Genomic DNA, 23,658 nt, shown 5'->3' with positions numbered 1-23,658 from the left:
AATATGAGATCCGTACGATAAATTTTTTAAACGTTAAGAATATCTTTTAGATACGCCTGAATTTGAGAAACTTGTGGAATATTATGAAGAACTTCAAAATAAAATTGTTGAATTAAAATTTCAAAAAACAAGCAATAAAGAACTCGCCATGCCGGATGCTCAAAGAAGTTATAAAAGGCTGCAATATTATCGAAAAAGGCAAATGGAACACGATAGATTTGGTTATGAAGCGCCAAATTATCAAGCCAACATTTCGAATTTTTTATAAGTTATATTTATAACCAATATAAAGGCGAGAAAATCGGACTTTAGTTTGTATTATAATAAAGCCAAAATTTTGCTAAAATTTTGCCGAATTTTTATTATATTAGAGGTGAAATTACAGTAATCGCAATCTCCTGTTCAATGAGATTGTAGAGCTAAATCAAATTTGTCAACACGTTTAAATATTAAATATTATGGCAATGCATCATTATCTCCGTCTATCTTTTATAGTGCTTTTTGTAATAACATCTCTCTTTTGTATTAGCTTTATAATTAAAAAAAGAAGAAACAGAAAAGCCCCTAAATTGCTTTCAGCAGAAAAATATAATTTATCAATGACTGAAGGAATGAAAGAAATATCTTCTAAAGATAGTTTTTTTAATATTTGGCCCTATGTGAGCGAATTAAAAGCTGCTAAAATTTTATCAAAAAAAATTAAAGAATCTGAATTGATACATAAAGTTTATAGAAATTCAACCGAAGATTTTGAACACATTTTACTTGCTACTGAAAAAGAAAATCATTTTGTTAAAGTTGTAGTTGATAGAAACAAAAAGAAAGCAATGGGGTATCTTTTCTTTGATTTATGAGAATGAGTCAAAGATTAATCTCAAAATAAAAAATCCAAATTCCAATTTTACAATTGGGATTTGGATTTTTTTATAGGAATTTAGTACCTTAAATTTACAAAAGACTCTGAATTCTATTTACAATTTCTTCTGGAAGTATGGTTCTCATTACATCCTCATAACCTTCAACTATTTTATTCCCATAAACCGATGTTGGTAATTTTGGATATTGATTTCTATCAGATGTCAAAGCGTTTTCCATTGTCTGATTAAATGGTAAAAACCCTGCATACGGATGTGTGGCTCCCCAAAGTGTAATAACTTTTACACCAAGCATTGCCGCAATATGTGCGTTTCCAGAATCCATAGAAAGCATAACATCGAGATTACTTATCAATTGTAATTCCTGCTGAAATTTGATTTTTCCAGCCATGTTGATTACGTTTTCAAATGGTTTCGCAAGTGAGTCCAAAATTTCTATTTCTTTTTTTCCTCCACCAAAAAGTAGAATCTTATACGCTTTATTCTCCGCCAGTTTTGCAATAACTTCAGTCATTAAATCTGTCGGATAAACCTTAGAATCATATTGAGCAAAAGGCGCAATTCCGATTAATTTTTGATTTCCGTTTCCGATAATTTCTAAAATATCTGAGTTTAAATTTGCCTTTTCAGGAAAAGTTGGATTCGATAAATCTAGGGGAAAACCAAGCTTTTCAAACACTTTTGCATGTCTTTCGAACATGGTTGGCAATTGTTTGAATATTTTATTTTCTTCGCGGGTTAATTCCTTTTTACCTTCACGACCTTTATCAACAGTTGCTCTTCTTTTTCCGCTTAAAGCGAAAAGTAAACTCACAATCTTAGATCTTAAAACGTTATGAAGGTCAGCAAAAGCATCTATTTTGAGCTTTTTTATATCTTGAAACAATCTCAAAAGTCCCAAAAAACCTTTGTGTCGTTCTTTTTCATCAAAAGCAAAAAAATCAAGATTCGGGATTCCTTCAAAGAAAGGCTTAAAAAAAGGACGCGAAATTACTGTGATTTTAACTGTTGGATACTGTTTTACAAAAGCACGTAAAACAGGAACCGTCATGGCGACATCTCCCATTGCGGATAGTCTCATGACGGCTATATGCTTAATTTTATTGGACAATTCTGCCAAATTATTTTTTGTTTTGGTATAAAACAGGATTCAATTCGTCATCATTGTACATTTTCATTTGTTTGTACACTTTCATGAATTTATCTCCATTTTCGATATCAGTCAATAAATCATCAATTGCTGTTGATAAATCACTTCTTTGTTCTAAAAGAATATTTAATTTTTCCTGACATTTATCTCTATGTTCTTGTGAAGCCTCTGCACGAGTAGCTTCTTCATGCATATGATAAATTTTTAGAGCCAAAATAGACAATCTGTCAAAAGCCCAAGCTGGACTTTCAGAATTGATTTTTGCGCCATCTTTTACTTTTACATCGCTGTATTTTTGTAAAAAGTAACTGTCGATATATTCTACCATATCAGTACGTTCCTGATTTGATGCATCGATTCTTCTTTTTAAAGTAAGAGCAGCAACCGGATCAATTTGCGGATCACGAATAATATCCTCAAAATGCCATTGAACAGTGTCAATCCAGTTTTTCAAATATAATAAATGTTCGAATTTATCCTTTGGATATGGATTGTTTATTGGTTGATCAACATTATCAAATTGATGATAATCTTTAATGCTTTGTTCGAAAACAGAATATGCTAATTTTGAAAACATGTCTTTATTTGTTAGAGACACAAAGATACTTTTTATACTTTTATAGTGCGAAAAAAACAATTAATTTTTCGTTTTCAAATCATAACCAATTGATTATACTAAAATTTTATTATGAAAATTCATTATATCTCTGAAAAAAATAGCGTGTTAAATCACTTTTTAGGTCAAATTAGAAACGTAAATGTTCAGAACGACAGTATGCGTTTTAGAAGAAATATAGAACGAATTGGCGAAATTATGGCCTATGAATTAAGCAAAGACCTAACATATAAAAATGTTGAAATACAAACTCCGCTTGGCATAAAAAAAACTACCGAAATAGAAAGTGATTTGGTATTGTGCTCGATTTTAAGAGCTGGTTTACCTCTTCATAATGGCTTTTTGAATTATTTTGATCATGCCGAAAACAGCTTTGTTTCGGCTTGCAGGCATCATCCAAATAATGATGTTGAATTTGAAATTTTAGTTGAATATCAAGCCGTTTCAAACATAAATAATAAAACGGTTTTACTTCTTGATCCTATGTTGGCAACCGGTCAGTCTATAGTTGCAGTTCATGAAAAACTGGTTCAAAATGCCACTCCTAAAGAAATTCACATTGTAGTTGTGATTGCCGCACCAGAAGGAATTGCTTATCTTGAAAAAAATCTTCCTGAAAATTGTCATTTATGGGTGGCCTCTTTAGACGAAAATTTAAATGCAAAAAACTACATCATTCCAGGTCTTGGAGATGCAGGTGATCTTGCCTACGGAAGTAAATTATAATTGAGAGAAAAAGGTAAATAAACTACACAAAATCAATACATAAAATACAATTTCGTTATTGAGTTTTTGTTGCATATATTCGACATGACTTGCCGCCATAATCGTCAAAGGAGCAATGCTAAAAAACAACAAATCATTGCTTTTGTTTGGCGAAACGATATAAACAACTAATGCAATAAAAAAGCAAGCTACTACTTTTTTGTATGAAGAATGTACAATTTGCGGTCGGTTTGATAAGGTTGTTAACATTGAAACTACAAAAAATAAAGCTACTGCAACATAGATCGAAAGTGCTCCATTTTCATAATTATTCTTGAAATAATTAATGTTAAAATCAATTACCGCACGTTCCTGGAAAAAGTTAATTACATCTATATGGAAAATTAAAGAGATCAATAAAAAAATTATTGATACCGCCATAAGTGCTATAAAAGGTAAAATCCAGTTTCTATAATCTCTGGAAACGTGAAAAACAATTGATATAAAAACTAAAATTAAGAAAAGAATACACCAAAATTGAAATAAAGAAGCTATTAAAATCCAAAAAGAGGCATCAAATATTTTTTCTTTTGAGGCTTTTAATGATTGTAATGAAATCAATCGTCGAAGTGCCAACAAAATAAAGAAGTTGGCATAAACTACATTTGAATCATTAAATATTGTAGGGAAAAACAATATGAATAATAAATAGAAAAATATCGCGTATCCATTGTCTTTACTGAGTCCGTTCTTCTTTACAATGAAGTTAATAAGAAAAAATGAGGCAAAAATAAAGCACAACAAACTTACTTTTTGAAACGCCAAAAAATAAGAACTCACCCAAGATGGATCCTGAATTTGAAAAATAAAAGCGAAAACCAGTATTAAAATTACGACCAATGAATAATTTAATGGCGTAGATTTTTTAAAAACACTTGTTATCATAAGGATATTTTATACTTTTGTGATTGTAAATATAATACTTGTTTAAAAAGTAAAACCAACAAGTTGAAAAAAGATTCTTTTATTTGAATTTTGATTTCAATGCGTTACACAACAATAAATAACATATAATTTTATAAATTATGACAGCTTTTTTTGAAGGAATACAATACTTATTCGTTAACATTTTATTCGCTCCACTTGACTTTTTACGTCACCTAGAACTTATTACTTGGTTTGGTGCTAATACTATTAACTGGATTTTTATGATCATCTGCGCATGCGCAATCGTTTATTGGATTAAACAATTACGCATATTTGATGACGCTGGAACAGAAAACCAAGATACTACAGCTCACTCTTTTTTAAAGTAAGTCGAAGCCAATATCTTTTCTAAAATACATCTTATCAAAATTTAGTTTATCTATATTTTGGTAAGATTTTTTTATGGCCTGTTGGAAATCGTCTCCATATGATGTTACAGTCAGAACACGTCCTCCATTACTAACGACATTTTCGTTATCTAATTTTGTTCCTGCATGAAAAACAATAGAATCTGTAATATTTTCTAATCCTGTAATCACTTTTCCTTTTTCGAATTCCTCCGGATATCCACCAGAAACAACCATAATTGTTGTGGCACTTCTTGGATCAACTTCTAATGTAAATTCGTCTAATTTTTGATCTGCAACTGATTGAAACAATGCAACCAAATCAGATTTTAATCTTGGTACTACAACCTCAGTTTCAGGATCTCCCATTCTCACATTGTATTCAATAACAATTGGTTCGTTTTTTACATTAATCAAACCAATAAATACAAATCCTTTATATTCGATTCCGTCTTTCTGGAAACCTTCGATTGTTGGTTTAACGATACGTGTTTCGATTTTTTCCATCAAAACAGCATCAACATAAGGAACTGGAGAAACTGCTCCCATTCCGCCTGTATTTAATCCTGTATCGCCTTCTCCAATACGTTTGTAATCTTTTGCTGTTGGAAGGATTTTATAGCTTTTTCCGTCAGTCAAGACAAAACAGCTTAATTCTATTCCGTCCAAAAATTCTTCGATAACCACTTTTGAACTTGCTGCTCCAAATTTTTCATGAACCAACATGTTTCTTAATTCGGTTTTAGCTTCTTCAAGATCCTGAATAATCAAAACTCCTTTTCCTGCAGCTAAACCATCCGCTTTTAAAACGTATGGAGGTTGTAAAGTTTCTAAGAATGCACATCCTTTTTCAACCGTTTCGGCAGTAAAACTGTCGTAAGCTGCTGTTGGAATGTTATGTTTCATTAAGAATTCTTTTGCAAACTCTTTACTTCCTTCTAACTGGGCACCTAATTTTGATGGTCCAATAACCGGAATATGTTGTAAACTTTCGTCATTTTTAAAATAATCGTAAATTCCTTTTACTAAAGGATCTTCTGGTCCTACGACCACCATTTTTACATTTTCCGTAAGTACAAATGCTTTAATTGCATCAAAATCTGTTGGAGACATTGCAACGTTTGTAGCAATTGCAGCTGTTCCCGCATTTCCTGGTGCAACAAAAAGTTTTTCGCAAAGCGGACTCTGAATCATTTTCCACGCAAAAGCATGTTCTCTTCCGCCTGATCCCAATAGTAAAATTGTCATGTGTAGTTGTATTTAGTTGTGGTGCAAAAATAATTGCTTTTGTACGTAAAAAATAATTAAATCTTAAAAAGTTGTTCATTCTTCCGTGTTAGTAATTGGATAATATTATTTTTGATGAAAATTTATCCTCAAATGATTTCTATTTTTGATATTTCGCTCCAATTAAATGGTTTTCCAATAAAGAAAGCCAAAGCCGAATTGGATGAAATCTTGAATTTATCTGATGAAGAATATGCTGTTTTTCTTCAAAATAAAAAAAGAGAAATTGTTGATTTTCATTTAAAAAATAATGCTTTTTATAAGAAACTTGTTGGAGACAAAATTGATCTTAAATGGGAGGATTTACCAGTTCTTAATAAACAAAATCTTCAGAAACCACTTGAAGAAAGACTTTCAAAGGGTTATACAAAGAAAAATGTATATATCAACAAAACGTCAGGATCTAGCGGAACTCCGTTTGTTTTTGCCAAAGATAAATATGCTCATGCCTTAACATGGGCTTCATATATAATGCGTTTTGACTGGTTCGAAATCGATTTTAATCATTCGTATCAAGCTCGTTTTTACGGAATTCCTATGGATTTTGTTGGTTACCAAAAAGAACGTTTCAAAGATTTTTTGACACATCGCTTTAGATTTCCGATTTTCGATTTATCTGATGCTGTTTTGGCGAAATTTCTACGAAAATTCAGAACTAAAAAATTCAATTATATCAATGGCTATACGAGTTCTATTGTTTTATTTGCTAAATATTTAGAACAGAAAAATATCATTTTAAATGACGTTTGTCCAACTTTAAAAGCTTGTTTTGTTACTTCGGAAATGCTTTTTGAATCTGATAAAAAACTTTTAGAAAAGCAATTCAGGATTCCGATTATCAATGAATATGGTGCTGCAGAATTAGATTTAATTGCTTTTGAAAATCCAAACAAAGAATGGCAAGTTAATGCCGAAACATTATTTGTCGAAATTTTAGATGAAAACAATCAAATTCTCCCGTACGGGAAAGAAGGCCGAATCGTGATTACATCTTTGTTCAATAAAGCCCATCCTTTTATCAGATACGAAATTGGAGACATCGGAATTTTGGACGAAAAAAGTACTTTGAAAAAACCAATCTTAAAGAAACTAATTGGAAGAACCAATGATGTTGCCCTTTTACCAAGCGGAAAAAAATCGCCTGGATTAACCTTTTATTATGTAACCAAAAGCATTATTGAAGATGATGGAAATGTCAAAGAATTTATCATCAAACAAACCAAATTAGATACTTTCGAAATTGAATATATTTCTGATAAAGAGTTAGTTTCATATCAAATTAAGAAAATTGAAGAGGCAATCACCCTTTATCTTGAACCCAACTTAAATTTCAGTTTTACCCGAAAAACGGTTTTAGAAAGAACCAATCGCGGGAAATTAAAACAGTTTAAATCATATTAATAAATATAAATAAAATCTTACATTTGTTTTTTTTAATTAAAAACTCATGGACGATCATTCTTTACTTTCCGAAGAAACAATTTCTAATAAAATATACTTTATTCGTGGTCAAAAAATACTTCTCGATTTTGATCTGGCTCATCTTTACGGAGTAGAAACTAGAAGATTAAATGAACAAGTAAAAAGAAATATCTTACGCTTCCCCTCAGACTTCATGTTTCAACTTACCGAAAATGAATTAGAAAACTTGATGTCGCAAATTGCGACATCAAGTTGGGGGGAATTAGAAAATTACCCTTTGCTTTTACTGAGCACGGCGTTTTAATGTTATCAAGCGTTCTAAAAAGTGACAAAGCAATTCAAACCAATATTCAAATCATGCGTATTTTCACGAAAGTGAGACAAATGCTTTTAGACACAACAGAAATAAAAGTTGATATTCAAAAGAAATTGGAGAATCATGATAAAAATATTGAATTGGTTTTTTCTTATTTAGATGAACTAGCTGAGAAAAAAGAGAACGAAGTTGATAGAGTGAAAATTGGATATAAAAAATATTAATTCTTCAAGGTCACAAATTGTGAACTTGAAGAATACTAAACTTTCTTTATATATTTAGGCTTAATAACCAATTGAGTAAATAAAAACCGTATCATCAACAAAACAGAACTCACGAAATTATAACCGTGAAAATCTCGGTAAACGCCAAAATTGTGTTTGATTAATTTGAATTTTGAAGACGAAATAGAATCTTTTCTAATTCTATAAGCAGCTAAAGGTTCAGGAACTGGCTTTGTTTCTTTGAGTTGTTTTACAATGGTAAGCCACAATCGCCAATCTTGCCTTTTTTGAGTGACTTCAATTACAATTTTCCCGAAATATTCAGCATCGTAAATGGCTGTTAAATTGCCAACATGATTACAGAAAAACAATTGATTATAAGTTAAATTCAAAGGTGCTTCAACTCGTCGATTTAAGTTATTCCCTTCTTCATCTATACAATCATAAAAACTGAAAGTAAACGGTAAATTATTCTCTTTTAAAAACTGAATTTGTTTTTCTAATTTGGTTGGAAACCATAGATCATCAGCATCTAAATAGGCAATATATTTCCCTGTTGCTTTTTCTAATGCAACGTTTCTGGCAAAACCATTTCCCGAATTATTTGGTAATTGAACCAGTTTTATTCGGTTATCTGCTTTTGTAAAATCAGAAATAATTTTTACAGTTTCATCGACTGACGCATCATCAACCAAAATCATTTCCCAGTTTTGATAACGCTGATTCTGAACTGATTCTATCGTTTTTCTAATAAATTTTTCGGCATTATAGGTTGGCGTTATAATCGAAACTAATTCACTCATAACGCTCTTGATTATTTGATATAACTTGAGAAGTCTTTATGTTCTTCTTTAGAAAGTTCTTCTTTAGAAAGTGATCTGAAATAATCATATGTAATTTTCATTCCCTCAGCACGATCAACTTTTGCTTCCCAACCCAATAATTCTTTCGCTTTTGTAGTGTCTGGCTGGCGTTGTAAAGGATCATTTATTGGTAATGGATGATAGACTACCTTTTGGTTTGTTCCTGTTAATTTAATGATCTCTTCTGCAAAATCTTTAATGGTGATTTCGTCCGGGTTTCCAATATTTACCGGATATACATAATCTGAATGCAATAATCTAAAAATACCCTCAACCTGATCGTCTACGTAACAAAAAGAACGCGTTTGCATTCCATCTCCAAAAATAGTTAAATCTTCTCCGCGCAAAGCTTGTCCAATAAAAGCAGGAATTACACGTCCGTCATTTAATCGCATTCTTGGGCCGTAAGTATTAAAAATTCGTACGATTCTGGTTTCTACACCATGAAAAGTATGATAAGCCATAGTAATAGATTCCTGAAAACGTTTTGCTTCGTCATAAACGCCACGTGGACCAATTGTATTTACGTTTCCGTAATACTCTTCTGTTTGAGGATGAACCAACGGATCTCCGTAAACTTCGGATGTTGAAGCAATCAAGATTCTTGCTTTTTTTACTCGTGCTAATCCTAATAAATTATGCGTTCCTAAAGATCCAACTTTTAAGGTCTGAATTGGAATTTTTAAATAATCTATCGGACTCGCAGGTGAAGCAAAATGTAAAATATAATCTAAATCACCTGGAATGTGCACAAACTTAGTGATATCATGATGGTAAAATTCGAAATGTTCTAACTTGAATAAGTGTTCGATGTTTTTAAGATCTCCTGTAATCAAATTATCCATCCCAATAACATAATAGCCTTCTTTGATAAAACGATCGCACAAATGTGATCCTAAAAATCCTGCAGCTCCGGTAATAAGTATTCTTTTCATATTGGTTATTTATTCATCGCAAATGTAACTGATTTGAAAATTCTAGAAATATATTTGAGTTGATCTTTTCAAATTACCTCCTTTTAAAAGCTTTAAATTTCTCTTCAACAAAGCTTTTCATTTCATTTTCAAAACGTTGTTTAGAAAATTTCATGGCGTGCTCACGAATTATTTTATGATCAAATTTTAATTTCTCGAAATTGACCACGGCTTCTTTTATTTTTTGTGCTGACTGTTCCTGGAAAAAAACTCCCGTTTTGTTTTCGACAATTGTTTCTAATGTTCCCCCTTTTCCAAAAGCAATAACTGGTGTTCCACAAGCTTGTGCTTCAACAGGAATAATTCCAAAATCTTCTTCAGCAGCAAAAACAAATCCTTTGGCTTTTTGAATATACTTTTTTAGCCTTCCTGTATCTATGTATCCCACAAATTCAATATTGCTTTTAGCTATTTTTTGAAGTTTTTCAAGCTCAGGTCCATCTCCGGCTACAATCAACTTTAAATGTGGTAATTCATTAAAAGCTTTAACAATTAGCTGCGTTTTTTTATAAGAAACTAATCTTGAAGCTGAAAAATAATAATCTTCTTTTTCTTCTTCTAAACTAAAAAAATCAACATCAACTGGAGGATAAATTACTGTCGATTCACGATTGTAAATCTTTTTTATTCTTTCTGCTATATAATTAGAATTGGCAATAAAAAAATCAACGCTTTCTGAATTTAAAACATCCCATTTTTTTATTTTGTTCAAAACATATTTTGCATAATGACCTTTTAAACCTTTATCAAGTCCGGAATCTTTTAAATATTGATCTTGCAAATCCCAAACGTATCGCATAGGCGAATGACAATAACAAATATGCAACTGATTTTTTCGAGTCTTTGCTCCTTTTGCTACAGCAGATGAAGAACTAATAATCAAATCGTAATCCTTTAAATCGAATTGTTCAATTGCGATTGGAAATAATTGCAAAAATTTCCTGTGATTTCGCTTTGCAGTGGGTAATTTTTGAATGAAACTTGTTTTTGCATTTTTTCCATTTAAAATATAAGCCCTGTCCTCGTCATTCAAAAAATCAATCAAAGTGTAATGATCGAAATCTTTCCAGATCGAATTTATAGAATGAATTACTTTTTCAGCTCCTCCATTTACATAATACCAATCGCTTATTAATGCTTTTTTCAAGTTGTTGTATTTATTTATTTTTTAGATTTTCAATTATAGCAATATATTGTGCAGATGCCATCTTCCAGCTAAATTTTTGAGATGCTTCAAATGATCTTTTACAAAGATCGTTATAGTTTTCTAAACCCTTTAAATCTTTTATTTTCTGAGCTAATTCTAAAGGATTTTTAGGATCAAAAAACAAAGCTGTTTCTTTATATAATTCTCTATATACTGGAATATTCGACAAAATACATGGTGTAGAAACGCTCATAGCTTCAAGTGCCGAAAGTCCAAAACCTTCATAAAACGAAGCATTTATAAGTGCCTTTGCTTCTGAAACTTCTTTTTTTAGCTCCGCATCTGAAACATCATTTAAAAACTCAACATTCAATCCATGTTCTATAATGTCGTTCTTAAAAACCTTATTAAAAGAATCTCCAATAATCTTTAATCTGTACTGATTTGAGTCTAATAATTTAAATGCTTCTAAAATTACATTGATGTTTTTTCTTGAGTTCAAAGAATTTACTGCAATAAAATAATCGGCTTTTTGATTTCTTTCTTCGGCAAAACTAAAAAAACTTGCGAGATAAATTACTTCTATTTTTGATTGCTGAATGTTGGGGTAAAATTTTAAAATTTCATTTTTAGAAAAATTACTAACTGTAATTATTTTCAGAGCACTCTTTAAATTAAAGTAAAACAATATATTATAAACAAATGCAAATTTCCAGTCAAACCAGTTTTTATTTTCCTTTACAGCCATATCATGTATGACAATTACATTCTTTTTAAACAGAATTGGAGCTGTGTTACAAAAATTAATTAATCGGGAAACTTTATTTTTAAATAAAAAAAAAGGTAATTCTATTTGCTCCCAAAAATAACCTGAAAAATAACCCGTTTTTATACAATTTAATGATTCTCCAACGGGATTTAAAATGGGCTTATTAGGACAGACAAAAACAATTCCTTCTTTGTAATGTTCTTGTAAATGTTTGCTTATTTCTGTTGCTACTCTTTGAACTCCAGTACTTTTTTGCGTTAAAAAACGTCCGTTGACTACTATTTTATTATTCATTTTGAATGCTGTTTTCATTTCGGATAATAAAGAAGTAACAAAACCATAAAAACAAATAAATTCCTAACTGTCTACTTAAAAGATTTTCAAATAAACTTTGAAACGAAAAGATCAAAATGAAAAAGAAGGAATACCCTTTTTTGTTTTTTATAAAGTTCCAAAACTGAACACCAAAAATCCCTAAAAACAAAGTAAGTCCAATTAAACCGTAACTTACAAAAAACCAAAGGTATTGATTGTGTGTGTTGTATTCATAATTGTTTTTTCCAATCCACCAGTATGGGCCACTTAAGACTTCTTTTGAATTATAACAATCTATTAATTTTTTATCTACTTTTTCACTACTAAAAGTTCCTGTAAAGTAATTAAACTCTTTTTCATCTACTATTGCTTTGGCACATTTCCAGATTACAATTCTTGGTTCACCTTTTTCTATAGCAAGCCTCTGTATGGTATATTTATTGGTTAAAACAATGACAAACAGAATACTTAAAAATCCTAAAAAGTATATTAGTTTTCTTTCTCTTAAAAAAACAAAGAAACAAAGTAAAACAGAAACTCCCATAGCAAGTCGTGCGGCTATAATAAATAAAGTGAATATTATTAAGGCAATAAATGAGTAGAGAATTCCTTTTTTAATAGCTGTATGGTCTATTAAAAATTTTATGCAAAAAATAGAAAGTAAACAATTTAAAGAAAAATAGGGCCTTTCTATTATGAACTTATTTTCTACTAAAGCATTAAAGTTCTCGAAGCTTTTAGCGGTCGAAAATATCTGATATTGCAATACGATGAAATCAACATATAATATGTGTAAAAGCTGCAGAAACAAAAAAGAAAAAACAAAATATTTTATTTCCTTAAAACTAAATTTCTTTACTAAAAATAATGCTGGAATAAAGATAAAACCAAGCGACCTAATAATTAGTTTTGAGGAAGAATCATAATTTAAAAAGAAAGAGAAAAGGTATAATACATACATTAACCCAAATAATAAACTCAATAATTTAACCGTCAAATTATTATTCTGTTTTTTTATTTTTGAAACATTCAAAAGCAATAATAGCAAGATAAAAGGCGTGGCCAAAGAAATTTTAAATACAAATGCGAATGCTATAAAAAATAAGCAAACTACTTCTATTTTAAATTTCTTAAAGATGTCTTGAATCATAATAATCTGTTTTTGAATTGGCAAATTTAAATTTTTGCAGGTTCTTTTTCTTGATTTAGTTTATTTCTATGAATGGCAAATGGCAACGCAAGAAAAACCCATATAAAAAGCATTATGAAGGACGGAAATGCATTAAAAGATATTATAATACTAAATATACCTCCAACAATGGCATCTTCTTTTAAATAATACGCTTTTGTCAAAACTAAAAACAAAAACAGGATAAATAATGCTAAAGTAATTACACCGTATTCAGATAAAACTTCTAAATATACATTATTAGGAATTGCTCTTTCATTTTTTCGTTGCGCGAAACGGTCAAAATATTCATTTCTATTTACAACAATTTTTTTATACTTATTGTAATAATCATAATGAAGCCCGTAATTTGCAGGACCCACACCAAAAAAAGGATTTTCAATTCCGGAGTAAAAAGCTACTTTACCGGTAATAACTCTATCTACTTTTGAAAAATTGTTTTGCGTAAGCGTTTTTGTTGAATCAAATAGTTTTTCATATACATATTTTTGATACAGATCAGTTTGAATAAACAGCACTATCGCAATAATTGCAACCGGAATGACTTTAAGCAGAATACTCAGATTAAGAAGTTTCTTTCTATAAAAATATAAAACAAAAATAAATACTGAGATTATTGAAATCGTAGACATGGATACAATTACACTAAAAAGTAAAAACCAACCATGGGTCATTTTTTTTAAATAAAAAGAAACAGATGCTGACAATACTAAAAATAGCCCAAAGTAATTCCCTTCTTTAAAAGTACTACATCTAATAAAGCCTTCTAACATTTGTGGTTCTCCCATTCCCGGAAGTTTAAAATAAGGTATGTTTAATTTTGATGACAAAAATAGATACCATCCATAAATGGCTACTACCATAGCGCCTAAAACCCATTTTTCTAAAATTTTTATATCTTTTGTAAATAATCGAAATGATATAAAATAAGCTGCTAAGCACAAATAAAAATAACAAAGTCTAATAAAACTATCCCCAATCCTATTTATTCGAAAAGGAATTACTTTTGGGGGATATGGATAATTCCAATATATATTTACGATAAATGATAACGTGACCATAATCGCCAATAATAAAATAATAAGATTGTTGTTAAAAAACCAGACGCTATCTTTTGAAATTACCTTTTTATTGACATAGAATAAGATCAAAATTACAAGTGCAATTTCTGATATCTTGAGTGGAAAAAAAATATTTATTGTTAATGCCTGAGTAAAAGGCAAAAACACTAAAAAAACCTTTTTAATATCAATTTTCATTTGATTGCTGTAATTTTTTACTTGTACTAAAAACCAATTTTAAAATTTTTGGAATTATTTTAAAATTTCCCTGCCAAATTCGCTTACCAATAGTTAAGGTTAAAATTGATAAATAAATAAAACCAAGGTTGTTTCGATTATACTTTTTAGCAAAAGTAATTCGACTATTCATTGAAACCAGATCTATAAATTCCGATTTTTGTTTGTTAATTTTTGACTTTGTACTATTTCCCTGCTTGTGATAAATTCCAAAAACCGGTAAAATTTTTACATTTCCGCCCTTTTGCTTTGCTCTCGAAACCCAATCTATTTCTTCGTAAAATAAAAAATAATCTTCTGATAATAGTCCTATTGATTCCAGATCAGCATGTTTTACAATTATTGAAGCTCCAATAGGATAACTCACATTTGCAACTATTTTATCAAAGTTTAAAATAGCCTCATCAATTAAAACTCCTTCTCCTAAATGTGTTGTTAAACCTATTCTTGAATGGTAAAGGCCCCCTAGAGATTGTACTTTTGTTGGATTATCATATTCTAATAAAGCTGTCCCGTAAATAATATCAGTGTTTAAATTGCCTTCTTTGTCAATTTCAGAAATAATATTTGCAAGGACATTTTTCTCTACAACTGTGTCATTATTTAAGAGCCAAATATAAGAATCAGATTCACCTAGACTTAAAATATATCTTAGAGCCAAATTATTTCCTGCAGCAAAACCTTTATTCTGATCTGCCTTTACAAAAACTATTTTTTCTTCTTTACTTCCTAATAAAAAGTCTTTTTCGCTACTACTTAAAAAAGATAATGGCTTTTTTTCTAATGGATAAACAAGATTTTTAAATTGTGTTTCAATACTAATTGCATCGCCTTTTGCCCAAGATTGCAAATCATTAAAATGTTGTAATGTTTCACTGTTGTCAATAACTATTATTTGATAATTACTGTACTCTAACTTTAAAACACTCTCTAAACATTCTATAGAATCATGAGATTCATTATAGTTTAAAAGAACAATATAAACTTTCTTATTCATTAATAAATTATTCCTTTTAATTTCTGGTTACTTTAATAAAGTATTGTGTACTTAAAAATTGTTCGAAAACACCAAAAGTTACTTTGTTTAAAGTCGACTTGATTGAAGAGATATGCTTTAAATTTGACTCTATCTTTTGCACTTTTAACTCTGTAAATAAATGAACTAGCTTCAACATATCTTTTTTACAAAAAAAACGAATATGGGTTTTATCAAAAATTCCTTCATCTGTGTATTCAAAGCTTCCTTTGATAAAAATTTTATAAAAAACTTCATGATTTCTTACATTAGGTAAACTAATATAAAAATGACCGCCTTTTTTTACATAGGGAATTAGTTTTTGAATTGTTTTTTGCGGCTCAACTAAGTGTTCTAAAACATCTGCCAGTATTATACCATCAAAAAAGTTTAATTCGAACGGAATAGTGTCGTGCTCAATGTTTCCAATAACAAAAGAATCAAACTTCTCTTTATACTTATTAACATCTACAATATCAAATCCCATAATTTTTTTTGCAACTCCTTTATTTTTTAATTCCAATAAAGTTGCACCAGATCCTGCACCAATTTCTAAAACACTCAAATCATTTTCCATACCTATAAAAGAAATAATATCTCTCCTAACATTCGAAAAATATTCTTTTTCTTTCTCTAAATAAGACTCTTGCATAATTTTTATTTACTGAATTGAAATGTTTTTAAAACTAATTCTATACTTCTTAACACAAAATACTATAATCAAAGTTGTAATTAAACCTTCAATTATAAAAACAGCTGTCAGGCTTCCTTTTAATTGAAAAAATAAAGTCAAAAAATAGCCTAATATTAACATCGTTACAGAACCGAAAGATAAAATTTTAGATAATACCTTTTGCTCATTTTTGTAAATTAAATATTGATAAAAAGGAATATTCAAAGCAGTAATAATTGGCACTATTATAAAACCGGAATAAAAGCCCAAAAGTTTATAAATTTTTTCATTGTTAATGTAATTTGTCAAAACATAATTACTACCAATTATTAGAATTAACACACCAAAAATTAACAGACAAATATTAACACAATTTATTTTTTTTAAAAACAAAAGTCCTTCTTTTTTATTTTTACTGTAGCTCTCGCAAAATTTAGGAAAACTTACATTAAAAAAAACGGATAAATAACTCCTGAAAATACTCAAAATCATATCTCCTATTTTATAAATTCCTGCATAATAATCACCTAGTAAATATTGAACAATCAAAATTGGACTTTGTGTATATGTCGTTACCGAAAAATTTGAAATAAGTATAGGATATTCGTTTAAGAATTGATTTTTGATTGCAGAAGTTTTTACGCTTAAAATAGATAGATTGTACAACTTATGAATCTTTATAAAAAAATAAAAGTAAACCAGTGTATTAGACGCGCCTAAGATCAACAAAACATATATATAATCGTTTTTCTCTTGTACTAATAGATAAACAAGCACCACGTAAATTACTTTTGAAAAAAATATAAGTCTGCTTATAATTCCAAATTTTGCAAATCCCTGATAAATCCAGGTTACATTAAAAAATTGGGCCGATAACATTGTTAACGCCAGCAAGTAAAGTTTTTGATCTTTAATATTAAAAACTATACTAATAAAAGTGATCACAAAAAGTATTATCAAAAAAAATATGAGCTTAATTGCGAATGTGCAATTCAAATATTCCTGAACTTTTTGAAAATGATCTTTATGAACACTAATTTGCTTTACTCCCAGAATGTTTGATCCAAAATCAATAAATAGGCCTAAAAGTGTAAAAACAGATAGTGCAACACCTAACTTCCCCCAATTTACAATACCACATACAGTAATAACTTTAGGAGCCACTAATAATGGTGCAATTAAATTTATTAATTGTCCTGATCCATAAGTTAGATAATCTATAATTGTATTCTTTTTCATTTAAGGAGTAAATTGGTATCTAAATACAATTAAATCAAAAATTTAAGATCTATTCTTTCTTTTGTCCCATCATTGCCAATTTATCCATAAATAATTCATTTCCTAACATAAAAGGATCGTACTGATCATTTATAGTACTTACTTTATAACCAAAGTAATTAGGATCCCAGGTTACAAATTCATTGGGTGTAAAATAAAGAATATAATTTTCTAAGTCTCCGTCAATTATTTCATCTTTATACTTTAAACTTATGTTTTTAATAGTTACGTAAGATTGTGTTGGATTAAATCCTAAATCAACTCTAACATTTTTAAGTTTAATGTTTTTAGGAAAATCTAATTCTATTTTTTGCATGTCTTTAGAAGCATAAATAGCTTGAGAAACTGAGTTATCTTCGCTCCATTCTTGTCCGTCAATTAAATAAAAAACCTGTAATTTATCATTCTTTTCAAAAACACCTTCTATAACAACTGAAAAATTATCTTTCACTGACGGATCTTCTTCTTTTGCAATCTCATTTTTGCATGAATTCAAAGTAAAAAATAAAATAAAAGCCCCCAATAGTAATTTTGTTTTCATTATTTTAAAAAATGTTTAGATAATAATTGAAATTAAAGTTTAAATTCCGGTGTAAAATTATTGTTTTATTTGATCAGTTAATTTGTCTTTTTTTAATTGTTTGTTATAAAATTTAAAAACAAAACCTGAAAAAATAAACAAAAACAAAAACACAGCCGGAAGAATCAATTTCAGTTTTCCATTGATCGTTTTCGTATTTATAACATTTAATACCAAACTATTTTCTTTTATAATTTTATCAGTATTAACAATTGACAATCGGTTATAACCTTGTTCTACAATTAAATTTTGTTTTGTTTTTAAAACTTCATTGATTTGTAAATTTTCGTTATAATAAACCATATTATTATTTTTAGGACTATTTGCTGATTTAGAAAAACCATCTAACAGCCCATTAATTTGAGCTAATATAGTATCATTTTGCGCAATATTTTCTTGAATATTTTCGATCGCAATTATTTGAATTTTTTTATAATATTGTGAATTGTTCAAATAGTTTAACAGTGGCTGAATTGTATTTTTATCTCCTACTAATCCATTTGAAATAAATGAAATTTTGTGATAAGTATAATTTTTACTAGTAATCTTTTCTTCGATAATCTTATTAACATCACCGTTTTCAGACATTAATTTTATTAGCTCCAGATTTTTGTCTTTATCTTCAATAAACCTGTAAACATCAGTTATTGGTTTAATTTCAATTTTGCTAATAATTGACGGATTTACTAATCCTACTTCTTTTCTTAAAAATAGCGTATCTCCCTCGGCAATTTTCGATTGTAATAACTCTATTTTATCATATAAATAATCTACGCTTCCAAAATTTGGAGTCACAATTATCTGATTATTATAACTCTTTTGAGAACTGTCTAAAAAAAATCCGAGACCAAATCCGGCCAAAACTAAAATTGCAACAATGATCCAGTTTCGAACAAAAAACTGGATTACTTTAAAAATAGAAGTACTAATTCCTTGAAAAAAATCATTGATTTTTCTTGAAATGAAAGTTAAATCAATTTCTTGATCATCATTGTTCTGGGGTACTTTTGTACTCATTTATGGAATTATTTTACGTTGAAAATTTGCTCTAAAATTTTAATAGTAATCAAATATGTTGGTTTTACACCCGTTGTTCCCAATCCGCCTGAAGCAAGTGTGCTTCCTGTTTCTAAAGGATTATCTGAAGCATAATAAGCATAACGAACTTTGATATCGTGCGGTACACTTTTTCTAATTTTTGATGCCGACTGAATCGCTTTTTGGTAATATGAACCTTCCATCTCAAGACCAATTACTCCCCAGGTTGATTCATGGAAAAACTTCAATAAATCTCTATTTTGTAATGATGTTCCTAAAACTGTTACCATCGCTCCTTCAAAAACGGCAATGTCATTTCCTTCAAACATTTTGCCTGTTAATTCATTTTCGAAGTAATAGTTATCAGCAGTTCCTTCGTTGATATGTGCTGTCGGAATCATAATATCTCCTTTTCCGCCTTCCAGAATTCCGGCTTTACCCATAATCGAAACAGATCTTACTTCTAATAAAGTTTCTTTCTTAAAAGGTTTCAAAAGTTCGTCGATTGTTTCATAAGCTTGCTCACCAAAAGCATAATCCATTACAATAATTACCGGTTTAGCTTCGTCAAGAGCAGCCTTTGGAAAAGCAGTTTTTGCCCAGTCAATTTTTGCAGTATCAAAAATCTGAACGTCAATATTTGTTCCTGATGTATCCGGTAACGAAATCATTCCGTTTTTCAATGCCAGTTCTTCTACCAAGCTTCTAGTATCTTTTGCACCAGACTTGCTTAATTCTTCATAAATGAAAAAATCAGATTTGTCCTTAAATTTCGTTTTCAACAACGGCGTTGCAAAAATCGAATTCATTACACTGTGCATGTTTGCACTTATAACGTGAATTGGTCGCTTTAAAAGGTTATTCGCTTTTAAAACTTCCTTGATGTTGGTTGCCCAAATTTCACCGTGAATATGGTGTCCTAAACGTTCTCTTAAAACTGGACTAAAAGTTATCGTTCTTTTGTTATTATCGATTACTTCTTCGATCGCTAATTTTCCTAACCAATAAATAACGTGCAAGAAACGGTCTGGAGCATTTTCAGATCCAAAAGCGTCATAAATATCCAGAACCTCCTCAAACGTACGTCCTAAAATATTGGCTACATGCGAAATTGCTTTCTCTTTTTCTACCAAAGGCAATTTTTTAGGCTGCATTACAGCTTGTTCCAACTTCATCCAATCTCTCGAAACTTCACCGCCATCATCTAATAAAACTCTGTTTTTTATTTTATGAGATTCTATGAAAATAAAAGTCAAATGCGTCAGGATATCATAAATATCAGATCGCCCGCGAGTGATTTCGACATTCATTTGTTCTTCGTCGATTCTATAACAATTTCTTCTTCTTTTTGGAGGAACAATTGCCTGGAAATGCGATTTAGAATATCCTTCGTCCGAAGTTAAATTGATGAAACGACATTGCTCAATTCCTATCGGTAAACGCTCTATAACGTACAAAAGTCCGTTTAGTTCTACTTTTTCTTCGCCTATATTTCCGTAAATTTCCGGACGTAATGCCAATAATGATTCACGTAAACTATCGCCAGAAACTCCCATTGGTTTATAAAAACCACGGTTGAATAAGTGACGCATTGTAATGTACATTTTTTCTATCGCTGCAGATGATTCCTGCGCTCTTGATCTTGATATATTTTTAGTTTCTTTCATGCTATTTTATTTTAAAATCTTCTTTTTGAGAAGATGTAATATCTATATTATTAAGCGAAATTAGGAATTTAAAATGTCAATTCAATTCAAATCTATTCATGTCATTATTTAATAACATTTATTTTAAACTAAGATTAACAATTTGAATTACCTTACATTCCGCAACTTTATGAGGTCCTTCCATAAAAAAACCTTTTAATCCTACTTTAATTCTTTCTCTATGAAACTCCTGATTTATTTCATTTATTACCCACATTTTTGCTTTTCCTGAAGTTGAAACACGTATGGATTTATCTAAAATGATATTATTTTCGTTATCTAAAAACTCTGGCCATATCATCCACAACTTTTTTATATTTTCATCATCTGAATACATAAAATCTGAACGATAGCCCTGAATAGGATTTCCAGTTTTTCGGCCTCCTTCTTCTACAGAAAAAAAACGATATTCGACTATAAAATCACATTCTCGATTTCTAATCTTTTCGTAAGGTATATGATTTTCCAATTTACTTTATTTCAAATTATCAGCAATATCTCTATTATTCGATAATCTCGGAATTTTATTCTGTCCGCCTAATTTTCCTTGCGATTTCATATAATCCTGGAATCCGTTTTTCGAAACTTTGGTTACCACCACTTTTCTCAACACATTTCCGGTAATTAAATCGTCGTAGTAAATATTTTGCTTTCGCATAGAATCATCGATAGCTTCGCCAAAAGCTTCTAAATTTTCGGGTTCATTTTCAAATTCAACCAGCCATTCGTGATAAGGCAATCCGCTTGAAGGGTTTATTTGAGGCGCAACAGTAAATTCGTTGATAACAATTTTAGTTCCTTCAGTCGCTTCTTTCATTGCATTTTCGACTTCGTTTGCAATAACGTGTTCTCCAAAAGCTGAAATATAATGCTTGATTCGGCCCGAAACGATTACTCTGTGCGGAAACAATGATGTAAACTGCACAGTATCACCAATATTATAGCGCCAAAGTCCTGCATTTGTAGAGATAATCAAGGCATAATTTACACCAATTTCTACTTCACCAATTGTCAAACTTTTAGCATTTGATTCAAAAAATTCATCGGCTTTAATGAACTCATAAAAAATTCCTGAATTCAATAAAAGCAACATTCCTTTTACTTTTTGCGAATCCTGATAAGCAAAAAATCCTTCAGAAGCAGGAAACAACTCAATGCTGTCTACTTTTCTGCCAATCATGTTTTCGAACTTGGCGCGATACGGTTCGTAATTAACGCCTCCGTAAATAAACAAATTAAAGTTCTTGAACAGATCTCCTATTTTTTTACCACCGCTTTTTTCCTGTAAACGCTCAAAATACATTTGAACCCAAGATGGAATTCCGGAAATAATGGTCATATCCTGCTCAATTGTTTCTTCGACAATGGCATCAATTTTAGTTTCCCAATCTTCGATACAATTGGTTTCCCAAGATGGCATTCGGTTTTTTTGAAGGTATTTTGGAACAAAGTGCGCCCCAATTCCGGATAATCTCCCAAATTTGATTCCGTACTTTTCAACTAAAATCGGACTTCCTTGCAAGAAAATCATTTTTCCATCAACAAAATCGGCATTTCCGGTTTCATATATATAGTGAAGAATTGCATTTCGCGAAGCTTCTATATGATAAGGCATCGACTCTTTGGTCAGCGGAATATACTTCGCGCCAGAGGTAGTTCCGGATGTTTTTGCAAAATAAAGTGGTTTTCCTTTCCATAGAATATTTTTTTCGCCCATTCGAACTTTGTCGATATAAGGTTTTAAATCTTCATAATCCCGAATTGGAACACGTTTCTTGAAATCGTGAACTGTCTTAATTTTATCAAAATGATGATCAATACCAAACTGGGTTTCTTTTGCACTATTGATCAAACTCTTAAAAATTTCTTGTTGAGTTTCTATAGGTTTTTTGGCCCAAGCCATTGTTTGATAATATATTGTACTGGCAAATAATTTTGCTGCTACTGATTTAATAGACATTTTTTATGGTATTATTTCTTGTCACTTTTGTTTTTATTTCGGGCTTTTTCACCCGACTCCTTCTCCATTTTTGTCACTTCTTCTCTTAATTTTATTTCTTCTTCTGAGGCTTTCATATTTATTTCAGAAGACTCATCCGTTTCTGCTAAAATAGAATCTTTATTGAATTTTGCATATTCTAATTCGCCTCTCAGTACTTTTTGAATGCCTTTTATATAAAGTTCATTTTTCTTTAAAGCTGTTTCTAGCGAATCTGATTTTATGGCCAATTCTGTCGCATTTCGTTTTAATTCAGAAGAAGAATATCCAGGAATAAATTCTCGTAGAGGAGTAAAAGCAATGATAAATGTGGTAATCAGAATTAAAAATATCCCGCCTAACATAAACGTTACAAATACGTTCATTAAGTTAAGTTTGAACGAAAAGATTTCTTCAAAAGTATCTTCATTCAAAATTACCAATCGGTTTTTGATGAATAATTTTTTTCTGAAATTGAACTTTTTTTCAGCCATTTGCGGTTATTTATATGAGCAAATATAATAATTAATAGTCTTGTTAACGTCTGATAAAAATGAACGAATACACTTAATTCAGGATTTTATAAAATATTTAACGTTGCCTGAATCCAATATTTTAATCCAAAAACACTTTTTGTTCGTATATTTCTATATACCTTTGCGGTGTAAACTAAAAACAATTTGCTTCGGCATTAAATATACAATCATGGGAAGATTAGGTCTTACAGAAATCCTTGTAATAGTAGGTATTGTTATTTTACTTTTTGGAGGTAAAAAAATTCCAGAATTAATGAAAGGTTTAGGAAGCGGAATCAAAGAATTCAAAAACGCTGCTAAAGACGATCAACCTGCTGCTGCCAAAAAAGAAGAGGAAGAAACTAAATAAGTATTTTATATACTGGTATAA

27 protein-coding genes are annotated in these 23,658 nt (G+C 30.0%); 8 read left to right on the top strand and 19 right to left on the bottom strand.

Annotated elements, in window-relative coordinates:
* Positions 1 to 73: 73 nt before the first annotated feature.
* Positions 74 to 268, top strand: coding sequence for a hypothetical protein (locus ACHRVZ_RS08290; RefSeq protein ID WP_395421822.1), 195 nt, complete (start codon positions 74 to 76; stop codon positions 266 to 268).
* Between the two features lie 190 nt (positions 269 to 458).
* Positions 459 to 854, top strand: coding sequence for a hypothetical protein (locus ACHRVZ_RS08285; RefSeq protein WP_395421821.1), 396 nt, complete (start codon positions 459 to 461; stop codon positions 852 to 854).
* A gap of 94 nt (positions 855 to 948) precedes the next feature.
* Here the strand turns inward: ACHRVZ_RS08285 and ACHRVZ_RS08280 are convergent, their stop codons facing one another.
* Entirely contained in the window at positions 949 to 1,956 is a 1,008-nt protein-coding gene (locus ACHRVZ_RS08280; protein ID WP_395421820.1) for a glycosyltransferase family 9 protein, read from the bottom strand.
* A 40-nt stretch (positions 1,957 to 1,996) separates the two neighbouring features.
* A complete protein-coding gene (locus ACHRVZ_RS08275; protein ID WP_121327958.1) occupies positions 1,997 to 2,602 on the bottom strand; it encodes a DUF4254 domain-containing protein in 606 nt (201 codons plus the stop codon).
* Positions 2,603 to 2,713: 111 nt separating this feature from the next.
* Here ACHRVZ_RS08275 and upp point away from each other — a divergent pair, with 111 nt between their 5' ends.
* On the top strand, positions 2,714 to 3,367 hold the full coding sequence (upp, locus tag ACHRVZ_RS08270; RefSeq protein WP_395421818.1) for a uracil phosphoribosyltransferase: 654 nt from the start codon (positions 2,714 to 2,716) through the stop codon (positions 3,365 to 3,367).
* Here the strand turns inward: upp and ACHRVZ_RS08265 are convergent.
* On the bottom strand, positions 3,362 to 4,291 hold the full coding sequence (locus tag ACHRVZ_RS08265) for a DUF6427 family protein (RefSeq protein WP_395421817.1): 930 nt from the start codon (positions 4,289 to 4,291) through the stop codon (positions 3,362 to 3,364). The genes upp and ACHRVZ_RS08265 overlap by 6 nt on opposite strands.
* A gap of 140 nt (positions 4,292 to 4,431) precedes the next feature.
* On the opposite strand from ACHRVZ_RS08265, the gene ACHRVZ_RS08260 reads away from it, so the two are divergent.
* Complete coding sequence (locus ACHRVZ_RS08260) at positions 4,432 to 4,662, top strand: hypothetical protein (protein WP_041519835.1); 231 nt, start codon at positions 4,432 to 4,434, stop codon at positions 4,660 to 4,662.
* Here ACHRVZ_RS08260 and purD read toward each other — a convergent pair.
* Positions 4,654 to 5,928, bottom strand: a complete 1,275-nt coding sequence (gene purD / locus ACHRVZ_RS08255) for a phosphoribosylamine--glycine ligase (RefSeq protein ID WP_395421815.1) — start codon at positions 5,926 to 5,928, stop codon at positions 4,654 to 4,656. The genes ACHRVZ_RS08260 and purD overlap by 9 nt on opposite strands.
* Positions 5,929 to 6,060: 132 nt before the next feature.
* Here purD and ACHRVZ_RS08250 point away from each other — a divergent pair, with 132 nt between their 5' ends.
* The 3 genes from ACHRVZ_RS08250 to ACHRVZ_RS08240 are packed head-to-tail and all read left to right on the top strand — an operon-like array spanning position 6,061 to position 7,929.
* Complete coding sequence (locus tag ACHRVZ_RS08250; RefSeq protein ID WP_395422505.1) at positions 6,061 to 7,368, top strand: phenylacetate--CoA ligase family protein; 1,308 nt, start codon at positions 6,061 to 6,063, stop codon at positions 7,366 to 7,368.
* Positions 7,369 to 7,414: 46 nt separating this feature from the next.
* Positions 7,415 to 7,693 (top strand): ORF6N domain-containing protein, encoded by a 279-nt coding sequence (locus tag ACHRVZ_RS08245; protein ID WP_395421813.1) that lies wholly within the window; start codon positions 7,415 to 7,417, stop codon positions 7,691 to 7,693.
* The gene (locus tag ACHRVZ_RS08240) at positions 7,693 to 7,929 is read left to right on the top strand and encodes a hypothetical protein (RefSeq protein ID WP_395421812.1); all 237 of its coding nucleotides are present in this window, start codon (positions 7,693 to 7,695) and stop codon (positions 7,927 to 7,929) included. The genes ACHRVZ_RS08245 and ACHRVZ_RS08240 overlap by 1 nt, the downstream gene beginning before the upstream one ends.
* A 35-nt stretch (positions 7,930 to 7,964) precedes the next feature.
* Here the strand turns inward: ACHRVZ_RS08240 and ACHRVZ_RS08235 are convergent, their stop codons facing one another.
* The 15 genes from ACHRVZ_RS08235 to ACHRVZ_RS08165 form a co-directional block, all read right to left on the bottom strand.
* Positions 7,965 to 8,732, bottom strand: coding sequence for a glycosyltransferase family 2 protein (locus ACHRVZ_RS08235; protein WP_395421811.1), 768 nt, complete (start codon positions 8,730 to 8,732; stop codon positions 7,965 to 7,967).
* A gap of 11 nt (positions 8,733 to 8,743) precedes the next feature.
* A complete protein-coding gene (locus tag ACHRVZ_RS08230) occupies positions 8,744 to 9,727 on the bottom strand; it encodes a UDP-glucuronic acid decarboxylase family protein (RefSeq protein ID WP_395421810.1) in 984 nt (327 codons plus the stop codon).
* A gap of 73 nt (positions 9,728 to 9,800) precedes the next feature.
* Positions 9,801 to 10,913, bottom strand: a complete 1,113-nt coding sequence (locus tag ACHRVZ_RS08225) for a glycosyltransferase (protein ID WP_395421809.1) — start codon at positions 10,911 to 10,913, stop codon at positions 9,801 to 9,803.
* 10 nt (positions 10,914 to 10,923) lie between these two features.
* Complete coding sequence (locus tag ACHRVZ_RS08220) at positions 10,924 to 11,976, bottom strand: glycosyltransferase family 4 protein (RefSeq protein ID WP_395421808.1); 1,053 nt, start codon at positions 11,974 to 11,976, stop codon at positions 10,924 to 10,926.
* The gene (locus ACHRVZ_RS08215) at positions 11,969 to 12,541 is read right to left on the bottom strand and encodes a hypothetical protein (RefSeq protein ID WP_395421806.1); all 573 of its coding nucleotides are present in this window, start codon (positions 12,539 to 12,541) and stop codon (positions 11,969 to 11,971) included. Before ACHRVZ_RS08215 ends, ACHRVZ_RS08220 begins: the two co-directional genes overlap by 8 nt.
* 632 nt (positions 12,542 to 13,173) lie before the next feature.
* Positions 13,174 to 14,445 (bottom strand): O-antigen ligase family protein, encoded by a 1,272-nt coding sequence (locus ACHRVZ_RS08210; protein WP_395421805.1) that lies wholly within the window; start codon positions 14,443 to 14,445, stop codon positions 13,174 to 13,176.
* Positions 14,435 to 15,481, bottom strand: coding sequence for a hypothetical protein (locus tag ACHRVZ_RS08205; RefSeq protein ID WP_395421803.1), 1,047 nt, complete (start codon positions 15,479 to 15,481; stop codon positions 14,435 to 14,437). Before ACHRVZ_RS08205 ends, ACHRVZ_RS08210 begins: the two co-directional genes overlap by 11 nt.
* A gap of 16 nt (positions 15,482 to 15,497) precedes the next feature.
* Positions 15,498 to 16,151 carry a class I SAM-dependent methyltransferase gene (locus tag ACHRVZ_RS08200; protein ID WP_395421802.1) on the bottom strand — a complete coding sequence of 218 codons (654 nt, stop codon included), beginning with the start codon at positions 16,149 to 16,151 and terminating at the stop codon, positions 15,498 to 15,500.
* A gap of 9 nt (positions 16,152 to 16,160) precedes the next feature.
* Positions 16,161 to 17,411 (bottom strand): oligosaccharide flippase family protein, encoded by a 1,251-nt coding sequence (locus tag ACHRVZ_RS08195; protein WP_395421801.1) that lies wholly within the window; start codon positions 17,409 to 17,411, stop codon positions 16,161 to 16,163.
* Between the two features lie 49 nt (positions 17,412 to 17,460).
* The gene (locus ACHRVZ_RS08190; protein WP_395421800.1) at positions 17,461 to 17,991 is read right to left on the bottom strand and encodes a hypothetical protein; all 531 of its coding nucleotides are present in this window, start codon (positions 17,989 to 17,991) and stop codon (positions 17,461 to 17,463) included.
* Between the two features lie 57 nt (positions 17,992 to 18,048).
* Entirely contained in the window at positions 18,049 to 19,047 is a 999-nt protein-coding gene (locus ACHRVZ_RS08185) for a hypothetical protein (protein ID WP_395421799.1), read from the bottom strand.
* An 8-nt stretch (positions 19,048 to 19,055) separates the two neighbouring features.
* Positions 19,056 to 20,735 carry a DUF6909 family protein gene (locus ACHRVZ_RS08180; RefSeq protein WP_395421798.1) on the bottom strand — a complete coding sequence of 560 codons (1,680 nt, stop codon included), beginning with the start codon at positions 20,733 to 20,735 and terminating at the stop codon, positions 19,056 to 19,058.
* Between the two features lie 118 nt (positions 20,736 to 20,853).
* A complete protein-coding gene (locus ACHRVZ_RS08175) occupies positions 20,854 to 21,243 on the bottom strand; it encodes a hypothetical protein (protein ID WP_395421797.1) in 390 nt (129 codons plus the stop codon).
* Positions 21,244 to 21,249: 6 nt separating this feature from the next.
* Positions 21,250 to 22,734, bottom strand: a complete 1,485-nt coding sequence (locus ACHRVZ_RS08170; protein ID WP_395421796.1) for a GH3 auxin-responsive promoter family protein — start codon at positions 22,732 to 22,734, stop codon at positions 21,250 to 21,252.
* A gap of 11 nt (positions 22,735 to 22,745) precedes the next feature.
* Positions 22,746 to 23,246, bottom strand: coding sequence for a peptidase (locus tag ACHRVZ_RS08165; protein ID WP_395421795.1), 501 nt, complete (start codon positions 23,244 to 23,246; stop codon positions 22,746 to 22,748).
* 211 nt (positions 23,247 to 23,457) lie between these two features.
* Between ACHRVZ_RS08165 and ACHRVZ_RS08160 the strand changes: the two genes are divergently transcribed.
* On the top strand, positions 23,458 to 23,637 hold the full coding sequence (locus ACHRVZ_RS08160) for a twin-arginine translocase TatA/TatE family subunit (protein WP_140504057.1): 180 nt from the start codon (positions 23,458 to 23,460) through the stop codon (positions 23,635 to 23,637).
* Positions 23,638 to 23,658 lie beyond the last annotated feature (21 nt).

Origin of the sequence: Flavobacterium sp. FlaQc-57 (assembly GCF_044007395.1) — a bacterium.
Lineage (GTDB): Bacteria > Bacteroidota > Bacteroidia > Flavobacteriales > Flavobacteriaceae > Flavobacterium.
The sequence above is the reverse complement of the archived record's forward strand: the minus strand, read 5'-3'. Positions and strand labels throughout refer to the sequence as shown.